Source organism: Gephyromycinifex aptenodytis, assembly GCF_012277275.1.
Taxonomy (GTDB): domain Bacteria; phylum Actinomycetota; class Actinomycetes; order Actinomycetales; family Dermatophilaceae; genus Gephyromycinifex; species Gephyromycinifex aptenodytis.
Genome location: NZ_CP051155.1, coordinates 2284052 through 2301310, shown reverse-complemented (window position 1 = coordinate 2301310; position 17259 = coordinate 2284052). Strand labels below are relative to the sequence as shown.

Genomic DNA, 17259 nt, shown 5'->3' with positions numbered 1-17259 from the left:
ATGCCGCTAGCCGTCCATTTCGCGGCCCGCACCGACGTCGGTCTGGTGCGCAGCCGAAACGAAGACTCCGGGTATGCCGGACCCCACCTGCTCGCGGTCGCCGACGGCATGGGTGGCCATGCCGGGGGGAACGTCGCCAGCTCGCTCATCCTGTCCCGCCTGGCGCCCTTGGACGGCGACAGCCACGGCGCCGACGATGCCCTGGAACTCCTAGCCGAAACCCTCGCCGGGGCGAACCGTTCGCTGGCCGAGGCGATGAACGCCGAAGCCGAACTCAAGGGGATGGGTACCACGCTGACCGCCCTGATGCGGTGCGGCTCTAGCGGTCTGGCGATGGTGCACATCGGTGACTCGCGCGGCTACCTGCTGCGGGAGGGCAAGTTCACCCAGATCACCAAGGATCACTCCTTCGTCCAGAGCCTGGTCGACTCCGGACGCATCACCCAGGAAGAAGCCGAGCACCACCCGCAACGCTCCCTGGTCACCCGGGTGCTGACCGGCGCTCCGGAGGACGAGCCCGACTTGTCGATGCGCCAGGCCAAGCTTGGCGATCGTTACCTCATCTGCTCAGACGGACTGTCGGACTATGTCGGTCGCGAAACGATCAGCGAGGTCGTCACTGAAGTCGGCGACCCGGACGAGGTCGCCAAACGACTGGTCGACCTGGCCCTTCGCGCTGGCGCCCCCGACAACGTCACGGTCGTCATCGCCGACATCGTCAGCCCGGCGACCAGCCCGGCGACCCAGCCGATCGTGGTGGGCGCCGTCGCCGAACGCCGCGCCGGAGCGACCCAACCGATCGCGCTCTCCCCTGCCTCCAAGGCCGCTGCCCTGCGCCGGGAAGCCACCGGCGCCGCAGTAGAAGAAGACGATGAGGACGACGGCGAACGGCAGCGACCCTGGTGGCGCTGGATGGTCGTGTTCCTGGTGGTTGCGCTGGCAGCAGCAGGGGCCACGTTCGCCGCCTACGACTGGAGCCAACGACAGCTCTACGTCGGTCCCGCGAACGGCTACGTGGCCCTGTACCGCGGAATACCGCAGGACCTGGGACCGATTCAGTTGCACAGCATCACAAAGATCAGCGCGATACGACTTGACGACCTGCCCTACCTGGAACGTCAACGCGTCGATGCCGCCGTAACCGTCTCGGATGCGGCAGAGGCTGAAGAGCTCCTGGACGGTCTTCGGCAACGGGCAGACGCCTGCCGTCTGCAGCGCAGCCAAGGCATGGCCTGCGGGTCGGGGTCGCTATGAGCACCGTCACCCAATTCGTGCCCAGAACCCGACGTAACGTCGAGCTGCTCCTGGTGCTGCTCGCCTGCGCGATCGTCATGGTGGCCTACCTCGCGGTGGGCCTGGCCGTGAACGGGCAGGTCCCCCTCGACCTCATCACCCAGGGCGCCTGGCTCCTGGGGCTCACGGTGGCTTTCCACGTGGTCCTGCGCTGGCGCGCTGCCTACGCCGACCCGCTGCTGCTGCCGATCGCTGCCTTACTCAACGGCCTGGGACTGGTGATGATTCACCGTCTCGACCTGGCCAAGGGCACCGAAAGCGCGATGGCCTCCCGACAACTCATGTGGAGCGCGCTCGGGATGGTCGTGGCCTGTCTGGTGCTGGTGCTGCTGCGCGATCACCGACAACTGCGCCGCTACACCTACACCACGATGGCGGCCGGTCTGGTCTTCCTGCTGCTGCCGCTGGTGCCCTTCCTGGGGCGTTCGGTCTACGGCGCACGCATCTGGATCAACATCGGCCCGTTCTCCTTCCAACCCGGTGAGATCGCCAAGATCCTGCTGACGATCTTCTTCGCCGGATACCTCGTGCAGACCCGGGACGCGTTGGCTTTGGTGGGTCGCTCCGTGCTCGGGTTCCCGCTGCCGCGCGGGCGCGACCTGGGCCCGATCCTCATCGCCTGGATCGCCAGCCTGCTGGTGTTGGTCCTGGAACGCGACCTGGGCTCCTCACTGCTGTTCTTCGGCCTGTTCGTCGCGATGCTCTATGTGGCCACCGAACGCATCAGTTGGATCGCCATCGGGATGCTGCTCTTCGGCGGCGGGGCCTACCTGGCCTACCTGCTCTTCGATCACGTTCAGCAGCGCGTCATGTTCTGGCTCAACCCCTGGTCTGAGACCGCGCTGGCGCAAAGCGATCAGCTGGTACGGGGGCTGATGGGGATGGGCGCCGGGGGAATCCTGGGCACCGGCCTGGGCTCTGGACACCCCTACCTGACCTATTTCGCCGAGAGCGACTTCATCATCCCCAGCTTCGCCGAAGAACTCGGCCTCGCCGGGCTGTTCGCCATCCTGCTGCTCTACGCCCTGCTGGTGGAGCGGGGGCTGCGCACCGCGCTGGGTACCCGGGACGGCTTCGGCAAGCTGTTGGCAACCGGCCTATCGTTCTCGATCGCTTTGCAGGTCTTCGTCGTCGTCGGTGGCGTCACCCGGGTCATCCCCCTGACCGGGCTCACCACGCCGTTCCTATCCCAGGGCGGCTCCTCACTGCTGGCCAACTGGACCATCGTGGCGATCCTGCTGCGCATCAGTGACCACGCGCGGCGACCGATGCCGGCTCCGGTGAAAGTGACGATGCCCGATTCAGCCCCGACCCCCACGACCCCCCGGCCGGCGGTGAAGCCATGAACAACCCCATCCGCCGGTTGGCGCTCGTCATGGCCTGCATGTTCGCCTCGTTACTCATCGCCTCCACCTGGATCCAGTTCTTCCAGGCCGGCGAACTGCGCGACAAGCCCGGAAACCGCCGCACCCTGCTGGCGACCTACAGCCGCGAGCGCGGATCGATCCTCGTCGACGGCGAAGCGATCGCCCGCTCGGAGAAGGTCGACGACGAATTTCAATACCAGCGCTCCTACCCCGGCGGTCCGGCCTACGGTCACATCACCGGCTACTACTCGTTCCTGTACGGCTCCGGCGGCGGTCTGGAGAACTCAGCCGACGAGCTGCTCACCGGGGACGCGCCGCGGCTGTTCTTCCGGCGGTTGGGGGACCTCATCACCGCTCGCGACCCCAGTGGGGTCAACCTCGAACTGACCATCGACCCGCGCGCGCAGAAAGCCGCCGAGCGGGGGCTGGGCAACCAGCGCGGCGCCGTCGTGGCGTTGGATCCCCGGTCTGGGGCGATCCTGGCCATGGTCAGCCATCCCGAATACGACCCCAACCGGTTGTCCGGCCATGACGCTGATGAAGTCACCAAGGCCTGGAACCAGCTCAACAAGGCCAGCGGCAAGCCGATGATCAACCGCGCCATCGGTGGGGATCTCTACCCGCCGGGTTCGGTGTTCAAGGTCATCACGGCGGCTGCAGCACTCTCCAGCGGTGAATACACCGAGCAGAGTTCATTGCCGGGCCCAGCCAAGCTGCGGCTGCCGCAGACCAATGTCGACCTGCCCAACGCTGGCGGCGGCTCCTGCAACGGCGGTCAGACCGACCTCGGGTTGGCCCTGGAACGCTCCTGCAACACCGCGTTCGGCTGGTTGGGCATGCAGTTGGGTGCCGACGCGATGCGCGAGCAGGCACGCAAGTTCGGTTTCGGGCAGCAGCTCAACATGCCGATGCCGGTGACACCCAGTTCGGTCCCCGAGCAGATCAACGAGCCGCAGGAGGCCCTGACCGCGATCGGTCAGTACGACGTGCGGGTCACTCCGATGCAGGTCGCGATGGTCGCAGCGGCCGTCGGCAACGAAGGCAAGCTCATGAAGCCCTACCTCATCCGGCAAACCCGAGGCGCTGATCTTGACGTTCTGGATCAAACTCGCCCTGAACAACTCGGCCGCGCGGTCGACAAGGGAACTGCAGCGACGTTGACCCACATGATGGAGCGGGTCGTGGAGTCAGGAACCGGCACCCGCGCCCAGATCGATGGGGTGCGCGTCGCCGGTAAATCGGGGACCGCCGAGCATGGGGAGGGCCGTAATCCGCACGCCTGGTTCATGGCCTTCGCGCCCGCGCAGAACCCAACCATCGCCGTGGCCGTTGTCGTAGAAGACGGCGGTAATGCCGGAAGTGAAGCGGCCGGGGGACGGGTTTCCGCCCCGATCGCACGTGACGTGATGAAAGCAGTGATCGCCCCATGAAATTCACCACCGGAGCCGTCTTCGGCAACCGCTACACCCTCGGGGACCGGATTGCCGTGGGGGGGATGAGCGAGGTCTGGCAGGCAACCGACCAGGTGCTGGGCCGCCTCGTGGCGATCAAACTACTCAGCCCGGCGCTGGCTCAACAACCAGGTTTCGAGCAACGGTTCCGAGAAGAGGCCCGCAACACGGCGGCGCTGTCCCACCCGAACATCGCGACCGTCTACGACTACGGCGAAAACGATGGCGCGTCATGGCTGGTGATGGAACTCGTCCATGGCAAGCCGTTGTCGGCGATCATCGCCGATGAGGGCCCGCAGAGCCCCGAACGCACCTCGGCGATCATCGGTCAGGCAGCGCTGGCTTTGCACGCGGCCCACGAGGCCGGTGTGGTGCACCGCGACGTCAAACCCGCCAACATCATCGTGCGCCCCGACGGCACCGTGAAGCTCACCGACTTCGGTATTTCTCGCGCCACCGACGCAGTCCCGATCACGCGCACCGGTGAGGTGATGGGGACCGCCCAGTACATCTCCCCGGAGCAGGCCACCGGGCAAAGTGTGGGCCCGCGCAGCGACATCTACAGCCTTGGTTGCGTCGCGCACGAGATGCTCACCGGGGTGCGGGTCTTCGATGAGGGCTCCCCGGTGGCCACGGCCATGGCCCACGTCAGTAACCCGCCGGCTCAACTGCCCGCGCAGGTTCCCGCCCACATCGCCAACGTCATCATGGCTTGCCTGGCCAAGGACCCGGCGCAGCGCCCGGGTAGCGCCCGTGAGGTTGCCGACGCGCTGCGAGGGGCGGCCACTGGCGGGTTCGCTCGCACTCAGGCGATCCCCACCGGCGGCGCCACCCAGGTGATGGGGGCGGCGGCCACAGCGAAGATCCCCTCTCGCCAGGAGCCGCCCACTCGCGGCGCTGGCGTTATCGAAGCTGAGGAAGAGCAGAGACGCAGCAGCCCGTTGCCGTGGATCCTGGGTCTGCTTGTTGTGCTGGCGCTGGCCGGCTGGCTGCTGGCGCAAGCCGGAGTCTTCGACCGCACGCCCGCCCCGGCACCTGCCCCCTCAGCCACCAGCAGCAGCACTCCGACGGAGACGCCGAGCAGCATGGAAGAGAGCACTCCGACGCAGGTGAACGTGAGCGTGAGCGCTGATGACTACAAGGGCCGAATGTTCGATGAGGCGGCTCAAGCATTGCGCGGCCTGGGATTGGGGGTCCGCCGCGAGAACGTCGACTCCGACCAACCGGCAGGGACAGTGCTCGGTGTAGACCCCAGCGGCGATGTGGCGCCCGGCCAGACCATCACGTTGACGGTTTCTCGCGGCCCGGCTCAGCCCGCGCCAGAGCCCACCAGCGAGCCGCAGCAACAGCAGCCGACGCAAACTCCGGAACCCACCACTGAGCAGCCCGACCCCCAGGGTGGGGACAGCGGGGAAAGCCCCAGCCAGGGCGGTCAGCAATCCACGCCCGGTTCCACCGGCGCGGCAGCGGCTCCCGGGCCGGGCGGGGCGCCTGGGGCTGCCGGAGGCGGCCCGGCAGGGGCCGTCGCCGGTGTCGCTCAGGACCCGTCCGTTCCCGAACACAACGATGACACCGCCGAGAACGAGCACAGCGCAGAGGAGAACCAGCGGTGAGCGAGCCACGTCGGCTGTTGGCCGACCGCTACGAAGTCGGTGATCTCATCGGCCGCGGCGGCATGGCCGATGTCCACCTCGGCTATGACACCCGTCTCGGGCGTGAGGTCGCGATCAAGATCCTGCGTTCGGAGTTGGCGCGGGACCCTTCATTCCTCATGCGTTTCCGGCGCGAGGCGCAGTCGGCGGCCAGCCTCAACCACCCCTCCATCGTGGCGGTCTTCGATTCCGGCGAGGAGCACACCAGCGAACCTGGGGGCGCGCAGGTCACGGTGCCGTTCATCGTCATGGAGTACGTGCGCGGGCAAACGCTGCGGGAGATCATCGCCGAGCAGGGACCGATGGAACCGCATGAGGCTGCTCGCCTCATGACCCAGGTGCTGCGCGCGCTGGACTACAGCCACGAGCACGGGATCATCCACCGCGACGTCAAGCCGGCGAATGTCATGGTGAGCGGGGGCTTGAACGCCAAGGTGATGGACTTCGGCATTGCTCGCGCCATCGCGGACACGGCTGCGACGATGACCAACACCAGCATTGTCGTCGGGACCGCGCAATACCTTTCACCAGAACAAGCCCAGGGGCGCGATGTCGAAGCGGGCTCTGACCTGTACTCGGCCGGATGCCTGCTGTATGAACTGCTCACCGGTCGGCCACCGTTCATCGGCGACTCCCCGGTGGCCATCGCCTTCCAACATGTGGGTGAACCGCCACAGCCGCCTTCGGTGCACGCCCCGCAAGTTCCCCCCGAGCTCGATGTTGTGGTGTTGCACGCCCTGGCCAAGGACCCGGCGGTGCGTTATCAGTCGGGGGCCGACTTCGCCGCCGACCTGGACGCCGTGATGGAGGGCGACCCCACTCTTGCTGCAAAGGCCGCGGTTGCCGCAGGCACGATGGCCCCGCCCACGCCCAAAGAACCTGAGACGGGCCCGGTCCCGCGGATCGTCGATCCTGCCGAGGTAGCCGGTGACGGCGCGTCGGGACACCGGCCGAAGTGGCCCTACCTCGTGGGGTTGCTCGCACTGCTGGGCATCATCCTCGGGGTGCTCTTCTCAAACGGGTTCTTCGATTCGGCGCCCGCGGTGATCGCGGTGCCCAATGTCGTGGACAAGAGCGAGAAGGAAGCCAAGGCTGCGTTGACCGCAGCCGGTTTCCAGGTAGCCACGACCCCGGTGAAGGATCGCGCCAAGGCAGGCACGGTCGTCGCCCAGCAGCCGGCGGCGCAGGCGCAGGCACCGCCCCAGTCGGTGGTGCGGCTGTCCATCTCCTCCGGTCCGGGCATGGTGGCCGTGCCTGACCTGCGCAATTACGAGCAGGGGCCGGCTAATGAACGCCTGCGCGCGCTGGGCCTGCAGATGGGCGATGTCACCACGGTGGACAGCTACACCGTCGACCAGGGCAAGGTCGTCAGCACCGACCCCAAGATCGGCACGAAGGTCGCCGAAGGGACTGTGGTCAAGCTGGCTCTCAGTTCCGGCAAGGTCGCGGTGCCCAACGTTCTGGGCATGAGCGAACGGAAGGCCGCCGACACGTTGAGCGAGGTGGGGCTGCGCTACACACCTGTCTACGTCGACAGCACCAAGAAGCCGGGCACGGTTGTGGAGCAGAACTACGTCAAGGGCACCAAGGTGCCGGTTGGGGATTCCATCCAATTGGCGATCGCCCGCCAGGCCCCTAAGAGCCCACCCACCCAGACGGTGACCGTCACCCCGACGCCCGCACCGGCGCCGGCCCCATCGCGGGGCGACAGTGGCGACAACAGCAGCGACGGCTCTGGGCCTGACGACGGCGCTGGGCCTGACGACGACGCTGGGCCTGGCGAGGGCGCTGGCGGCGCGTCGCCGAGCCCCGGCAATTCGGCACCCACGGTGCCGCGAGCCCCGGACAAGCCATAAAGCTTGGTCGAGTTCGGGCTCACCCCGGGTTGTCTACCTGCGTCCGCAAGTAGGCCACCCGGGGTGCGCGGGCCTGACGCTCATTGCGGACGCGCGAAAGACCAACGGCTACTCAGGTGAGAACCGAGGAGTTGTCCCTCGGCGCCAGCCGAGCCTGAGCAGTCTGCGTGGATGCCTCGGGCAGCGCTACGCTGCCGACTCGGGGTGCGTCCGCATCCGTTCACCCCATCGGGCTGAGGAGGCCAAAACGTGAGTCGGATCCTCGTCGTCGACAACTACGACAGTTTCGTGTTCACCATCGTGGGTTACCTGCGCCAGCTCGGCGCGCAGTGTGACGTGGTCCGAAATGACGTCGTGGATCTCGCGGCGTTGGCTGACTACGACGGTGTGCTGGTCTCTCCGGGGCCGGGGACCCCGTACGAGGCCGGTGCCTCGATGCAGGTCATCGAGGCGTGCGCCGCCGACGCCCGTCCGATGCTCGGGGTCTGCCTGGGTCATCAGGCGTTGGGCGCTGTTTTCGGGGCTCACGTCGGGCGCGCCGAGCAGCTGCTGCACGGTAAGACTTCTGCGGTGGAGCACGACGGCACCGGCGTGCTGGCCGGGCTGCCCTCTCCTTTCACCGCGACGCGCTACCACTCCCTGGTGGTCGAGCTGGCCCAGCTGCCCCCGCAGCTGCTGGCCAACGCCTGGACCGGCGACGTCATCATGGGTATTCGGCACGCGGAGCTGCCGCTGCACGGGGTGCAGTTCCACCCTGAGAGTGTCCTGACCCAGGGCGGGCACCAGTTGCTGGCGCAGTGGCTGCACTTGTGCGGCGACGACCAAGCGGTAGCCGCCGCCCAGGGTTTGGCACCCCTGGTTCGCGCCGAGCGCTGAGGCTTCAGCGCGCCCGCCGCGCATGTTGCAGTTCGACGCTGCCTTCGTAGGCGGGCATTGCCACCTCTTGCAGCGTGCTGACCTGGTAGCCCAGGCCGAGGCGAGCAACGTAGTCGCGGTAGGTGGCCACACTGGGATCGTCCACCAACCCCTGCTGCAACTGTTCGACGTCCCCGATCGCGGTGATGACGAACGGCGGAGAGTACACCCGCCCTTGCAGGATCAAGGTGTTGCCGACGCATCGCACGGCGCTGGTGGAGATGACGCGCTGATCCTGGATCATCATCGCTTCAGCCCCGGCGGACCACAGCGCATTGACCACGCCTTGCACGTCTTGCTGGTGCACCACGACGTCGTCGACGGTGTAGCCCTCCGGCAACGAATCGCCCTTGTACGGCGAGTCATCGAGTTCGACTCGCACCGCCGGTCCGTTCACCGCCGTCATCCCGGCCGGGGCCGACAGCGCCTCGCGCTGGGAGCGAAGCGCGCTCAGTTGGGGACCGTCCTGGGTGCTGGCCTGGATCTGGTCGATCTCTGCGCGCACTGCGGCCACCCGCGAGGCCTGACGATCGACCTTGGCGGCTTCGGAGCGGATGATTCCGGGCAGGTCCGTTCCCGTGGTCCGAAGGTCGGTCCCGCGCGCGGTGCTAGCCCCGGCCGCGAACATCAAACCGGCCAGCGCCGCAGTCAGCGGAACCAGCAACGACCATGGCCCTGAACGATGTTCCCGTCTCACACGCATCTCCCCTTGCGGACGGCCTGCCAATCAGTTCCAGTATGAGGCTCTACCCTGGTAGGACCAGCACCGCACCGTGCCGATGAGCGGCAACGGTGCCCGACGACGTTCGAGGAGTCCCAGGTGGCCAGCACGAAACGCGCCAAGAAGCCACGGCGAGACGACGCGCCGGTCGCGCGGAACATGGCTCCAAACCCTTCCTGGTACGTGCCGGTCATGCTGGGGCTGATGATCCTGGGCCTGCTGTGGATCGTCACTTTCTACCTCTCTGCCGGTGCGTATCCGGTGCGCTCGTGGGCTAACTGGAACCTCGGTGCCGGCTTCGGCCTGATCATCGCCGGGTTCCTCATGACGACGAACTGGCGGTGAGCTCCGGCCTCCTGAAGGGGGCCGGGACCAGCGCAAATCCTGTTGGCTATCGGCCGACGCTGTTCCCCCGGGTGCCTGTGGGCGCACGGCGCAGCGTCGGCCTTCTCCGTTATCCACCGCAAGTTATCCACAGGTCGCCCGCCCCTTGTGCACATTAACGCCAGTTATCCACAGGCTTATCCCCACCTGGGGATGAATCACAACCGTGTAATCACGGGGTTGTCGTTCGCGCTCCGCCAGCCAGGTAGGCCGCCGCGCCGACCTACACCCCGTACCGCAACCCCAGGTAGGCATCGAGTACGAGGGCGTACTTGAGGACAGCTGCCCCGAGGATGACGCACCCGATGAAGATCAGGCCGGGCCAGGACCAGCGGCGGCGCTGCGCGGGGCCCGTCCACACCAGCACCGCAGCACAGGCCAGACCGACCAGGAGCCCACCGAGATGGGCTTGCCAGGCGATATTGGGGTAGATCAGCGGCAGCGCCAGGTTGATGGCCACCAGGAAGAGCATTCCCCGCACAGAGCTACCGGTACGCACCAGGACGACAATGGCCGCACCGAAGAGACCGAAGACGGCCCCGGAAGCGCCCACCATGGTCTGGGTCCAGGCGGCGAACGAGCCGTGGCTGACCGGGGCAGCGGCCAACAGCAGATAGCCGACCGAGCCGCCGACGGCGCTGAGCAGGTATAGAGCGATGAACCGGGCCCGGCCCAATAGGGGCTCCAGGAATTGGCCCATGACATACAGCCCGGCAAGGTTGAAGATCAGGTGCATCACGTCGGTCTCACTGTGCAAAAACGCCGACGTCAGGAAGCGCCACGGCTGGGCGAGACCGAGTTGCGCGGAAAATTCCCCCATTTCGCTGACCTGCGGAAAGATGCGTTGCAGCAGGTAGATCACGGCGCATAACGCCATCAGGGTGAACGTCACTCGGGTGCCAGGGGTCACCACCCCGCCGAAGCGGGAACGCTGGACCGCCGTTGGCTGAGCCTGTTGCATGCAGTCGCGGCAGTGAAAACCCACCGGCGCGGGTATCTGACACTCCGGGCAGGTGGGGCGTCCACACCGCTGGCAGGCCAAGTAGCTGATCCGCTCAGGGTGGCGGGGGCAGACGGGGGCGGTGCGAGCCGGGACCTCACTCACCAGCGCAGCTCCTTCGTACAGGCCGCCGGGAGAGGCGCCGCCGAGCGTGCGCCCACCAACTCGTGGTGGGCGCACGCATCGATCAGGCACAACGCCCTAGGGGCATCAGTTCTGGACGGTGACCTTCTCGATCACGACGTCCTCGACCGGGCGGTCCATGGCACCGGTGGGAACGGCGGCGATAGCGTCGACGACCTCGCGCGAGGGGCCGTCAGCGACCTCACCGAAGATGGTGTGCTTGCCGGTCAGGTGCGGCGTCGGGGCAACAGTGATGAAGAACTGCGAGCCGTTGGTGCCACGCCCGCCGCGCTTGCCGGCGTTCGCCATGGCGAGCAGGTAGGGCTTGGAGTAGTCCTTGTCGGGGCTGATCTCATCGTCGAACTGGTAGCCGGGGCCACCAATGCCCTGACCCAGGGGGCAGCCACCCTGGATCATGAAGCCGGGGATGACGCGGTGGAAGATGAGCCCGTCGTAGAACGGGGTGGGGTTGGTACGGCCGGCGTCGTCCTTGTACTCACGTTCGCCGGTGGCGAGGCCGACGAAGCTCTCGACCGTCTTGGGTGCGTGGTCCGGGAAGAGGACGAGGTTGATGTCGCCCTTGTTCGTGTGAAGAGTCACGTTGGTCATGTGCGTCATCCTCGCACGGGCCCCCGACACGGCGCCCCTCGCAACAGGACCGAAGGGCGGATTCTGGGATTCACCGGACTCGATTCGCCCACTGAAGGGGTCCTGGCCTGCACCGATGCGTGCCCTTGCCCACATCGGTCGCTGCCTAGGGGTAAAACAGGCCGACACGGGTATGGGATAAGTCAGCGGTCCCCCGTCCGCCGACAGTTCGGCCCCCTTGTTGGGCAGGCCGGGGTTGAGAAGGCAGGATGGGTCATAGACCGACAGCCACGCCAAGGAGGACCACGTGTTTGATCGCAAGAAGAAGAAGGTCGTCGTACCAACGGTCGAGACCAAGACGATCAGCGTTCCGACGGCCGCGGGCCTGAAGGACAAGATCGTGCCGGCCGTTACCGGTGCCGCCGCTATCGCCAAGGACCGTTCCAGCGACTACGTCCACACTGCAGGGGAGTGGGCAAAGCCGCACCTGGAGCAGAGCCGCGAGCTTGCCGAGTCCCGCGTGGGCGAAGCCAAGAGTCTCCTGGACGGGAGCCTGCCGAAGTTGACTGCTGCTCTCACGTCCGCCAGCGCGGGCACCGAAGAGGCGCGTCAGCGCGCTGCAGATGCTGCTCTGGTGCTCAAGGGCGACGCCGTCATCAAGCAGAAGAAGAAGGGTGGGTTCATCGGCAAGGTGTTCAGCACCCTGGGCCTGCTGGCTCTGGCCGGTGCCGCCGCTGCGCTGGTGGCCAAGAAGGCTTCCGAGCCCAAGGACGACCCGTGGGCTCGCCCGCTGACCGACCCCTATGTCGCGCCGGCAACCGGACGCGAGTCCTCCGTCGTGGCCGGCCCCGGCGCCGAGCCTGTCGACTCCTCCTTCTCCAAGGCCGCGGCCGAGAACGGTGAGGCGTCTTCTTCAGACTCCCTGATCGGCGATGTCCCCGCGGACACCCCGACCACGCCGCCGAGTGACAGCACCACCCAGCGCATCGACCTCACCGGCGACGGCGAGCGTCGCGACTGACCTCAGCTCTCAGCAAGCAGGCCCCGTCCGGTTCTCCGGGCGGGGCCTGCTTGCTGTTCCAGCGCGCTCAGCGTTCATGAACGGTGATGTCGAAGGCGTACTGGTCGGCGCGGTAGCAGTGATCGCCGAACTCCACAGCGACTCCTTGGGCGTCATAGGCCTTGCGCGTCATCGTCAGCAACGGCTCTGCTTTGCTCAACTCCAGCAGCCGGCGTTCGGCCGGCCGGGCGCTGCGAGCGCCGATGCTCTGGTGGGCAACGACAGGTTGGCGTCCCCGGTTGCGCAGCAGCTCGTAAAGTCCGTGTTCGGTCAGTTCCTCGGCGTTGAGGTCAGCGTGCTCGGGCGGCAGCCAGTTGTGCAGGATGGCCAACGGGGTCGACCCGGCATAGCGCAACCGCTCGATGTGCACGATCGGGGTGTCCGGAGCCAGGCCCAGCGCCACCGCCGCAGTCTCATCGAGCGCGGCGGCCTCCAAGCTCAGCACCTGAGTGGATGGGGTGCGCCCGGCGCGGACGAGGTCGTCATACAGGCTGGTGAGTTCATCGCGGCGGTGCACCACCTGGTTGGCCACGGTCGTTCCGATGCCCCGGCGGCGCACGAGCAGCCCACGAGAGACAAGTTCGGAGATTGCCCGGCGCACGGTCGGGCGAGACAGCTTCAGCCGTTCAGCCAGAGCGAGTTCGTTCTCGAACGGGTCGCCGGGCTTGAGGGTGCCGTCTTCGACCATGTCGGTGAGCTGTTGGGCGAGCTGATGGTAGAGCGGCACCGGGCTCGACCGGTCGATGACGATGGGCAGTTGAACAGCCATGTAACGAGGTTAGCTCAGCCAATCGTCCGATCAAGCGGACGAAGTTACCAATACCCTATTTGTTCTGACAAATGGCCCTATCGGGATGATGGGCAGGGTTGAAGCCAGCCAACATCGAAGGCGACCTAGGGGCACCCCGCCTGAATTTTGCTCACCACCGGCGGTGACTGGAACTCCTCAGGGGCGAGAGGCGGTTACTCCCACTGAGACAGGCGATACTGCCTGCCAGAGTTCGGGATTTCGGCGCGCAGCGTCGAGTCTCCCCACAGCTAGCCGCAGAGTATTTGTTCAAATGTATTGACAATGTGTCCGCATTGTCCATAGTTTTCACCCAGACGGTCACGACGACGTGGCCGCGTGACGCAGGAGCCCCCGGGCTCGGATCACGAGGAGTTTCGCAATGAAGCACGGACTCAAGATGACGACCATCGCAGCGATTGCCGTCGTCATGGCCGGCTGCGGCACCACCGCGGCCCCGCAAGCCCCCGCAAGCGGTGAGGGCTCCAACGGCGCCGCCGCGCCGGCCGGGGAAACGGTGACCTATGAACCCTCCGACGTCGTCAAACCAAAGGACGGCAAAACTCTCAAGATCGGGGTCGCCTTCCCCGTTCTCGACCAGTTCCTGCAGAACGTCGCCGACGGGATGACCGCTCGGGCCAAGGAAGCCGGTGTGGAGCTCAACATCGTCTCGGCGCAAGAGAAGACCGAGGTTCAGCTCGGGCAGGTTGAGAACTTCGTCAGCCAGGGCGTCGACGGCATCATCATCCTGCCCCAGGACACCGACGCGGCCGACCCGATGGTTCAGGCCGTCACCGACGCGAAAATCCCGCTGGTCATGGTCAACCGCCGCCCCTCCTCCCTGCCGGCAGAGGTGCCCTACGTCGGCTCGGAGTCCATCGTGGCGGGAGAACTGCAGATGGAGGCCCTGGCCGAACTCGTGGGCAAGAAGGGCAACGTCGCCATCCTGCAGGGCGACCCCAGCCAGGAGTCCACCCAGATGCGCACCAAGGGCTGCAAGGACGTAGTTGCCAAGTACCCCGAGATGAAGGTCATCCGGGAGCAGGCCGGTAACTGGTACCGCGACAAGGGCCTGGCGATCACCGAGAACTGGATCCAGTCCGGGGACAAGATCGACGTCATCTGCTCCAACAACGACGAGATGGCACTGGGCGCCATCTCCGCGTTGAAGGCCGCCAACAAGCTCGACGCGGTCAAGGTCGGCGGCGTCGATGCCACCAAGGACGCCCTGAACTCAATGAAGAAGGGTGATCTGGCGGTCACCGTCTTCCAGGACGCCAAGGGCCAGGGCGCCGGCGGTGTCGACAGTGTCATCCGCCTGTACAACGGCGAAAAGGTTCCGTCCTTCGTCAACGTGCCCTACCAGCTTGTCACCCCCGAAAACATGGCTCAGTTCACCGACTGATGCGCTTGTGGGCGGGCGCCCTGCGCGCCCGCCCACAAGCTCCACCGGCACGCATCATCGCCTGCCGTTCTGTTCGAGCAGCCTCCCAGTACGTGAGGAACCATGTCCGAGAACGCACCTGCTCACCTCCCACCGGCGGATTCGCAATCCGAAGCTCTCCTTCGCATGGAGGGCATCTCCAAGCAGTTTCCCGGGGTGAAGGCCCTGGACGATGTCGACCTGGTGGTGCGCGCCGGCAACGTGCACTCCTTGATGGGCGAGAACGGCGCGGGGAAGTCCACGCTGATGAAAATCCTGGCGGGGATCCATGCCCCCAGCTCGGGTCGCATCCTTTTCGAGGGCGAGGAAGTCACGATCTCCAGCCCCAAGGACGCCATCGAGATGGGTATTTCGATGATCCACCAGGAACTCTCCCCGGTGCCGGAAATGATGGTGGCCGAGAACATCTACCTCGGCCGCGAACCGCGCAACAAGCTCGGCCTCATCTCCTACGCGACGATGATTGCGCGCACCCGCGAACTGTTCCAGCGGTGGGGGATCGCCATCAACCCCAAAGCGCAGATGAAGTCGCTGTCGGTGGCCCAAACCCAGATGGTGGAGATCGCCAAAGCGATGAGCACCCAGGCCAAGGTCATCATCATGGACGAGCCCACCTCGGCGATCCCGCAACGCGAAGTAGAGCACCTGCATCGGATGATCGATGAACTGCGCAGCAGCGGGGTGGCCATCGTCTACATCACCCACAAGATGGATGAGGTCTTCGCGATCTCCGACGAGATCACCGTCTTTCGAGACGGCCGGCATGTGGCGACCAAACCGGCGGGTGAACTGGATCGAGACACCCTCATCCAGTTGATGGTGGGCCGGGAACTGACCGCCCTGTTCCCCAAGCTGCAGGCCCAGATCGGCGAGGTCGTCCTGTCGGTGAAGAACCTGAACCGCGGCGAACTCGTGAAAGACGTCTCCTTCGATTTGCGCCGGGGCGAAATCCTGGGCATCGCGGGGCTGATGGGCGCAGGCCGCACCGAAGTGTTGGAGACACTGTTCGGGATCACCCCCGCCGACTCCGGGGAGATCTGGGTCAACGGGAAACCCCTGAACATCAAGCAACCCAAGGACGCCATCACCGCGAACATCGGTCTGCTCACCGAGGACCGCAAGCAGACCGGGGTGATGGGCGTGCTGTCGGTGCGCGACAACATGATCATGGCGGCGCTGCCCACCTACAGCCCGCGCGGGCTGCTGCAGACCGGCAGGATCAACCAGGTGTGCCAGGGGCAGCGTGAGGCGCTGGCGTTGAAGACCCCATCGTTGGATCAGCTCATCAGCAACCTCTCCGGCGGCAACCAGCAGAAGGTGCTCATTTCGCGTTGGCTGCTGACCGTGCCCGACATCCTTATGATCGACGAGCCCACCCGCGGTATCGATGTCGGCGCCAAGTCCGAGATCCACCGGCTCATGTCCACTCTGGCCCAGGAGGGCAAGGCCATCATCATGGTCTCCTCCGAGATGCCCGAAGTCCTCGGCATGAGCGACCGGCTGCTGGTGATGCACGAGGGACGAATCTCCGGCGAACTCTCGCGGGCTGAGGCGACCCAAGAAAAAATCATGAATCTGGCCACCGGCACGCGCGACGCGGCCTGAGCAGAGAGAACCTCATGTCTACCTCAAGTGGCACCACGGCCAAGGCCAGCTTCGATACCGGCGCCTTCATCAAGAAGTACGCCATCATCTTCATCCTCATCGCCTTCATCGTGCTGCTGGCGATCGCCACCGGCGGCAGCTTCCTACAGACCCGCAACCTGTTCAACGTGGTGGTTCAGGTGGCGCCGATCGCGATCATCGCGCTCGGGATGACGTTCGTCATCATCACCAATGGCATCGACCTGTCGGTCGGCTCCACCGTGGCACTCTCGGCGGTGGTCGCCTGCAGCCTGGCCCAGGTGGTGAGCCCCACCTCGATGTACCCGAACCTGCCGGCGTTGCCGATCCTGCTCCCGGTGGTCATCGGGATCCTCGTAGGTGCCGCCACCGGTCTGGTCAACGGCTTCCTCATCTCGTTCTTCAAGATCGCCCCGTTCATCGCCACGTTGGGGATGATGACTGCCGCCCGCGGCGTGGCGTTGATGTACACCGACGGTCGACCCATCTCGCGGCTGGCGGCGGGTTACAACTTCATCGGCCAGGGCAGCATCCTGGGCATCCCGGTGCCGATCCTGTTGCTCATCCTGTGCGCGGTCCTTGCCCATGTGCTGCTCACCTACACCCGCTTCGGGCGCCACACCTACGCCATCGGCGGAAACGAGCAGGCCGCGCGGGTCTCCGGGATCAACATCGGGCGAGTCCGGTTGTGGATCTTCACCCTCACCGGCGCGCTGGCCGGGCTGGCCGGTGTCATCCTCTCAGCCCGGATCGGCTCGGGTAACCCCCAGCTGGGCACGATGATGGAGTTGGATGTCATCACCGCCACCGTCATCGGCGGAACGAGCTTCAACGGCGGTGTCGGCACCATCTGGGGCACCATCGTCGGCGCGCTCATCATCGGTGTCATCAACAACGGCATGGACCTGATGAACGTCTCGCCGTTCATGCAACTGGTGGTCAAGGGCGCCATCATCGTCGTCGCGATCATCATCGACGAACGCAAGAACCGCTGA

The 17259-nt window shown here is 66.1% G+C and carries 15 protein-coding genes; 11 read left to right on the top strand and 4 right to left on the bottom strand.

Annotation, left to right across the window (positions count from 1 at the left end):
* The 6 genes from G9V96_RS09830 to G9V96_RS09805 all read left to right on the top strand — a co-directional run bounded on the left by G9V96_RS09830 (position 1) and on the right by G9V96_RS09805 (position 8495).
* A complete protein-coding gene (locus G9V96_RS09830) occupies positions 1-1254 on the top strand; it encodes a PP2C family protein-serine/threonine phosphatase (RefSeq protein WP_168582870.1) in 1254 nt (417 codons plus the stop codon).
* Positions 1251-2639, top strand: a complete 1389-nt coding sequence (locus tag G9V96_RS09825) for an FtsW/RodA/SpoVE family cell cycle protein (protein WP_168582869.1) — start codon at positions 1251-1253, stop codon at positions 2637-2639. Before G9V96_RS09830 ends, G9V96_RS09825 begins: the two co-directional genes overlap by 4 nt.
* On the top strand, positions 2636-4090 hold the full coding sequence (locus G9V96_RS09820) for a peptidoglycan D,D-transpeptidase FtsI family protein (protein WP_168582868.1): 1455 nt from the start codon (positions 2636-2638) through the stop codon (positions 4088-4090). The genes G9V96_RS09825 and G9V96_RS09820 overlap by 4 nt, the downstream gene beginning before the upstream one ends.
* A complete protein-coding gene (locus tag G9V96_RS09815; RefSeq protein WP_168582867.1) occupies positions 4087-5724 on the top strand; it encodes a protein kinase domain-containing protein in 1638 nt (545 codons plus the stop codon). Before G9V96_RS09820 ends, G9V96_RS09815 begins: the two co-directional genes overlap by 4 nt.
* Positions 5721-7619, top strand: a complete 1899-nt coding sequence (gene pknB, locus G9V96_RS09810; protein ID WP_168582866.1) for a Stk1 family PASTA domain-containing Ser/Thr kinase — start codon at positions 5721-5723, stop codon at positions 7617-7619. Before G9V96_RS09815 ends, pknB begins: the two co-directional genes overlap by 4 nt.
* A gap of 249 nt (positions 7620-7868) precedes the next feature.
* Positions 7869-8495: an anthranilate synthase component II gene (locus G9V96_RS09805; protein ID WP_168582865.1), complete on the top strand. Its 627-nt coding sequence runs from the start codon at positions 7869-7871 to the stop codon at positions 8493-8495.
* Between the two features lie 4 nt (positions 8496-8499).
* On the opposite strand, the gene G9V96_RS09800 is transcribed toward G9V96_RS09805, so the two are convergent.
* Positions 8500-9237, bottom strand: coding sequence for a DUF881 domain-containing protein (locus G9V96_RS09800; protein ID WP_168582864.1), 738 nt, complete (start codon positions 9235-9237; stop codon positions 8500-8502).
* A 117-nt stretch (positions 9238-9354) separates the two neighbouring features.
* Between G9V96_RS09800 and G9V96_RS09795 the strand changes: the two genes are divergently transcribed.
* Positions 9355-9600: a cell division protein CrgA gene (locus tag G9V96_RS09795; RefSeq protein WP_168582863.1), complete on the top strand. Its 246-nt coding sequence runs from the start codon at positions 9355-9357 to the stop codon at positions 9598-9600.
* A gap of 262 nt (positions 9601-9862) precedes the next feature.
* On the opposite strand, the gene G9V96_RS09790 is transcribed toward G9V96_RS09795, so the two are convergent.
* Both G9V96_RS09790 and G9V96_RS09785 read right to left on the bottom strand, forming a co-directional pair.
* A complete protein-coding gene (locus tag G9V96_RS09790) occupies positions 9863-10744 on the bottom strand; it encodes a rhomboid family intramembrane serine protease (RefSeq protein WP_226913261.1) in 882 nt (293 codons plus the stop codon).
* Between the two features lie 105 nt (positions 10745-10849).
* Entirely contained in the window at positions 10850-11371 is a 522-nt protein-coding gene (locus G9V96_RS09785) for a peptidylprolyl isomerase (protein ID WP_226913260.1), read from the bottom strand.
* A gap of 286 nt (positions 11372-11657) precedes the next feature.
* Here G9V96_RS09785 and G9V96_RS09780 point away from each other — a divergent pair, with 286 nt between their 5' ends.
* Complete coding sequence (locus G9V96_RS09780; protein WP_168582861.1) at positions 11658-12371, top strand: hypothetical protein; 714 nt, start codon at positions 11658-11660, stop codon at positions 12369-12371.
* A 67-nt stretch (positions 12372-12438) separates the two neighbouring features.
* Here G9V96_RS09780 and G9V96_RS09775 read toward each other — a convergent pair whose 3' ends face one another.
* Positions 12439-13179: a GntR family transcriptional regulator gene (locus G9V96_RS09775; protein WP_168582860.1), complete on the bottom strand. Its 741-nt coding sequence runs from the start codon at positions 13177-13179 to the stop codon at positions 12439-12441.
* 400 nt (positions 13180-13579) lie between these two features.
* Between G9V96_RS09775 and G9V96_RS09770 the strand changes: the two genes are divergently transcribed.
* The 3 genes from G9V96_RS09770 (at position 13580) to G9V96_RS09760 (ending at position 17259) form a co-directional block, all read left to right on the top strand.
* On the top strand, positions 13580-14602 hold the full coding sequence (locus tag G9V96_RS09770; RefSeq protein ID WP_168582859.1) for a sugar ABC transporter substrate-binding protein: 1023 nt from the start codon (positions 13580-13582) through the stop codon (positions 14600-14602).
* Between the two features lie 165 nt (positions 14603-14767).
* Positions 14768-16246 carry a sugar ABC transporter ATP-binding protein gene (locus tag G9V96_RS09765; protein WP_226913259.1) on the top strand — a complete coding sequence of 493 codons (1479 nt, stop codon included), beginning with the start codon at positions 14768-14770 and terminating at the stop codon, positions 16244-16246.
* 14 nt (positions 16247-16260) lie between these two features.
* Positions 16261-17259, top strand: coding sequence for an ABC transporter permease (locus tag G9V96_RS09760; RefSeq protein ID WP_168582857.1), 999 nt, complete (start codon positions 16261-16263; stop codon positions 17257-17259).